The 3894-nt window shown below is 68.6% G+C and carries 5 protein-coding genes and 1 pseudogene; 1 reads left to right on the forward strand and 5 read right to left on the reverse strand.

What is annotated here, in order from left to right; all coding sequences use genetic code 11:
* Nucleotides 1–65: 65 nt before the first annotated feature.
* From D7V97_RS40950 to D7V97_RS40960, 3 genes are all read right to left on the reverse strand, one after another.
* A complete protein-coding gene (locus D7V97_RS40950) occupies nt 66–1010 on the reverse strand; it encodes an NAD-dependent epimerase/dehydratase family protein (RefSeq protein ID WP_120615977.1) in 945 nt (314 codons plus the stop codon).
* A gap of 75 nt (nt 1011–1085) precedes the next feature.
* Nucleotides 1086–2045: a UDP-glucuronic acid decarboxylase family protein gene (locus D7V97_RS40955; RefSeq protein ID WP_120615978.1), complete on the reverse strand. Its 960-nt coding sequence runs from the start codon at nt 2043–2045 to the stop codon at nt 1086–1088.
* A gap of 24 nt (nt 2046–2069) precedes the next feature.
* Nucleotides 2070–2252: a ribbon-helix-helix domain-containing protein gene (locus D7V97_RS40960; RefSeq protein WP_120530896.1), complete on the reverse strand. Its 183-nt coding sequence runs from the start codon at nt 2250–2252 to the stop codon at nt 2070–2072.
* A gap of 93 nt (nt 2253–2345) precedes the next feature.
* Between D7V97_RS40960 and D7V97_RS40965 the strand changes: the two genes are divergently transcribed.
* Nucleotides 2346–2942 carry a hypothetical protein gene (locus D7V97_RS40965; protein WP_120615979.1) on the forward strand — a complete coding sequence of 199 codons (597 nt, stop codon included), beginning with the start codon at nt 2346–2348 and terminating at the stop codon, nt 2940–2942.
* A gap of 34 nt (nt 2943–2976) precedes the next feature.
* On the opposite strand, the pseudogene D7V97_RS40970 reads toward D7V97_RS40965, so the two are convergent.
* Nucleotides 2977–3345 (reverse strand): annotated as a pseudogene (locus D7V97_RS40970) (cupin domain-containing protein); the annotation flags it as partial.
* A 21-nt stretch (nt 3346–3366) separates the two neighbouring features.
* Nucleotides 3367–3894: SPOR domain-containing protein (locus D7V97_RS40975; protein WP_199729152.1), on the reverse strand; the 528-nt coding region annotated here is incomplete at its 5' end.

Consider the following 3894-nt stretch of genomic DNA (forward strand, 5'->3'; position numbering starts at 1 on the left):
CCTCATTCCCCCCCGGCCCCAAGGCCGGAAGGGAGCGATGACGCCATGGGATGATGGGCCGGCGACTAGCCGCGGGCCCGCGCGGGGCCGCTCACCTTGTCGCGGAAGAACTGGAGCGTGTGGCGCAGGCCGTCCGCCAGCTGCACCGACGGCTCCCAGCCCAGCACCTTCTTCGCGAGCGACGCGTCGATGCAGGAGCGCATCTGCTCGCCCGGCTTGCCCGGCGCGTGCGCGACCGCAAGGGAGCTGCCGCCCGCCTGCGCGATGAGTTCGTAGAGGCGGTTGATGTCCGTCTCCACGCCGGTGCCGATGTTGGCCGCGCCCACGTAGTCGCTCTGGAAGGCCAGGTAGTTGGCGCGCGCCACGTCCGGACCGAAGACGAAGTCACGCGTCTGCTTGCCCTCGCCGAAGATGGTGCAGCCCTGCCCCGCGATGACGCGCTGGCTGAAGATGGCCACCACGCCCGCCTCGCCGTGCGGGTTCTGCCGGGGGCCGTACACGTTGGCGTACCGGAGGGCGACGAAGGGCACGCCGTACTGGGCGCGGTAGTAGCCCAGGTACAGCTCGCCCGCCGCCTTGGAGACGCCGTAGGGCGACACCGGCCGCGTGGGGTGGGACTCCGTCGCGGGGAAGTAGTCCTGCTCGCCGTAGATGGCGCCGCCGGTGGAGCTGAAGATGACCTTCTTCACGCCGCTCTGGCGCGCGGCCTCCAGCACGTTGAGCATGCCGCGGATGTTCACGTCCGCATCGAAGCCCGGGTCCTCCACGCTGCGGCGGACATCCATCTGGGCGGCCAGGTGGCAGAGGACCTGGGGCTTCTCCGCGCGGATGAGCTCCGCGGCCTCGCGGCTGCGGATGTCGTGCACGGCCAGGCGCACGCGCGGATCCAGGTTCTCCTTCTTGCCGCCCGACAGGTCGTCCAGCGCGATGACCTCGTGGCCATTGCGCAGGAACTCATCGCACACGTGCGAACCAATGAAGCCCGCTCCGCCCGTTACCAGGACTTTCACGCCGTTCTCCCCGGGGCCGGCCGCACAGGGGGGCCGGGCCATCCAAACCGTCGCGCTCACTCGCGCGCGGCCAACCTATGCCCCGGGGGGACGACCGGCAACCTCTCGGAAGTAGGCGATGGTCTCCCGCAGACCCTCCTCCAGGGAGACCTTCGGCTCCCAGCCCAGCAGGGTGCGCGCGCGGGTGATGTCCGGCTGACGCTGCTTCGGATCATCCTTGGGCAGCGGCTGGTAGACGATCTGCCTACCTCCCCCCGCCGCCTCGCGCACGGCCTCCGCGAACTGCTTGATGGTCATCTCGCGCGGGTTGCCGATGTTCACCGGGCCCCGGACGTCCGACAGCACCAGCCGGACGAGGCCGTCCACCAGGTCCTTCACGTAGCAGAACGAGCGCGTCTGGCTGCCGTCGCCGAAGACGCTGAAGTCCTCGCCCTTGAGCGCCTGGCCCACGAAGGCGGGCACCACGCGGCCGTCGTTGAGGCGCATGCGCGGGCCGTAGGTGTTGAAGATGCGCACGATGCGAACGTTGACGCCCCGGCTGCGCTCGTAGGCGGCGCTGATGGCCTCCGAGTAGCGCTTGGCCTCGTCGTAGACGGAGCGCGGCCCGATGGGGTTCACGTTGCCCCAGTAATCCTCCTTCTGGGGGTGCACCAGCGGATCGCCGTAGACCTCGGACGTGGAGGCCATGAGGAACACGGCCTTCTTCTTCTCCGCCAGCTTCAGCGCGTTCTCCGTGCCGATGGAGCCCACGCGCAGCGTCTCCAGGGGGAGGTTCGCGTAGTCGATGGGCGACGCGGGCGAGGCCATGTTGAAGACGAAGTCCACCGGGCCCTCCACCTCCAGGCCGTCGATGATGTCCTGCTTCACGTAGCGGAAGCCCGCGCGCGGCTTGAGCGTGCGCACGTTCTCCTCGTTGCCGGTGATCAGGTTGTCCACGGCGAGGACGGCTTCGGCGCCGTCATCCAGCAGCCGCTCACACAGGTGCGAGCCCACGAATCCGGCCCCACCCAGCACCACCGCCCGCTTGCCACGCATGCTCGTCACGTCACGCCTCGTTCTTCAGGAGAGTTCGTCGAAGGTCGACTGGCCCGGCAGCTGCGCCTTGTACTTCTCCAGCACCAGGTCGATGCCCTGCCGGATGTACTCGGCCACGGGCACCTTCGTCTTCTGGTTCAGCGCCTTGAGCAGTTCGTTCTGCTCCGGAGTGATGTAGATGGTGGTGCTGACTTTCTTTCGGGCCATGGCGATACGTGAAAATATATGGAATGACGTGGCCTGCGAAAGCACGGAGTGCGAACGGCGCGAACATGGCGCCCTGCCCGCCCGGGAGGAACCGTGATTCCTAACAACCGCCTGTTTTTCCTGGGCATCCTTGCGCTCAGCGCCCTGCCCGGTTGCAAGACGTCGCAGTCCGCGGAGGCCCCTGACGCAGTGCGCAAGCGTCCGGAGGCGGAGGCCATCCGGGGAAAGCCGGCCCCCGGGGAGACCGTCACGGAGCTGGACGCGAGCGGCGACGGGCGCACGGACGTGTGGGAGTTCCGGCTGAAGGACGTCGTGACGCGCAAGGAGTTGGATCTGAACTGGGACGGCCGCGTGGACGTCACGCAGTTCATGGATCCGCAGGGCGCGAAGGTCCGCGAGGTGATGGACCTGGACTACGACGGCAAGGTGGACGCCACGTACTCCTACACCGACGGCAAGCGCACCAAGGGCGAGCGCGACCTGGACGGCGACGGGAAGCCGGACTCGTGGCTGTACTACGAGAACGACGCGCTCGTGCGGAAGGAGCGCGACGCGAACCACGACGGCCGCGTGGACTACTGGGAGTACTGGGAGGGCGGCCAGGTGGACCGCATTGGCGAGGACCTGGACGGTGACGGCACCGTGGACCAGTGGACCCGCAACCCCACGGGGAAACCCGCGACCCCGTGAGGCACTGACGGCGGACTGCTAGGCACCAGGACGGCTACGCCTTGCTGGTACCGGCGCGGCCGTAGGAGTCCTCCAGCCGCACGACGTCGTCCAGCTCGGGGGTGCTCACCTCGAGGATGTCGCAGTCGGTGATGGCGACCATGCGGTGCTTGGTCAGCGGCTTGATGTGGTAGCTCTCACCGGGGTTCATCTCCTTCTCGATGAGGCCCTGGCCTTCGTCGACCACGAAGAGCAGCTTGCCGCTCTGGACGTGGATGGTCTCGTCCTTGCGGTTGTGGAACTGGAGGCTGAGCTTGTGGCCCGCCTTCACGTGCAGGAGCTTGCCCACGTAGCGCTCCGTGTGGGCCCAGATCAGCTCGTGGCCCCAGGGCTTCTCCACCCGCTTCGTCGTCGTCATGGTGCTTCTTCTCTTCCTTGCCCAGCGCTAGTTCGTGCCGGCCACGTAGGCGTCGAGCTGGGTTTCGCGCTTGAAGTCCGTCAGGTACCGACCGGCCGCTTCCTTCGAGGCGAAGGAGCCCATCCGGACGCGGTACCAGGTGCCCTTGCCGGGCACTTCCGCCGACAGGATATACGGGGCATAGCCTCGGTCGCGCAACCGGGCGGCGAAGCGGTCGGCGTCCGGGCGGTTCTGGAAGGCGGAGAGCTGGAGCGTGAAGGCCCCACCCTTCACGGCCTCCGCGGGGCGCGGGGGGGCCGCCGGCAGCTGCTGGGCGCGGGCGATGGCTTCCTTCATGCCCCCGTCACGCGCGGCGGTGCGGGTGGGCACGGGCGTCTCCTCCACCTTTCCCTTCACGGGCTCCGGCTTCGCGGCTTCCGGCTTCGCGGCGACCTTCACGGGCTCCGGCTTCGGCTCCGGCTTCGCGGCGACCTTCGCGGGCTCGGCGGGCTTGGACTCCGGCTTCACGGCTTCCGGCTTCGCGGCGACCTTCGCGGGCTCCGGCTTCGCGGCGGG

The organism is Corallococcus sp. CA053C (assembly GCF_003611675.1).
GTDB lineage: Bacteria > Myxococcota > Myxococcia > Myxococcales > Myxococcaceae > Corallococcus.

Coding starts and splice junctions, on each gene's coding strand:
- D7V97_RS40955 (WP_120615978.1), bottom strand. CDS start 2,045: ATGCGTGGCAAGCGGGCGGTGGTGCTGGGTGGGGCCGGATTCGTGGGC.
- D7V97_RS40960 (WP_120530896.1), bottom strand. CDS start 2,252: ATGGCCCGAAAGAAAGTCAGCACCACCATCTACATCACTCCGGAGCAG.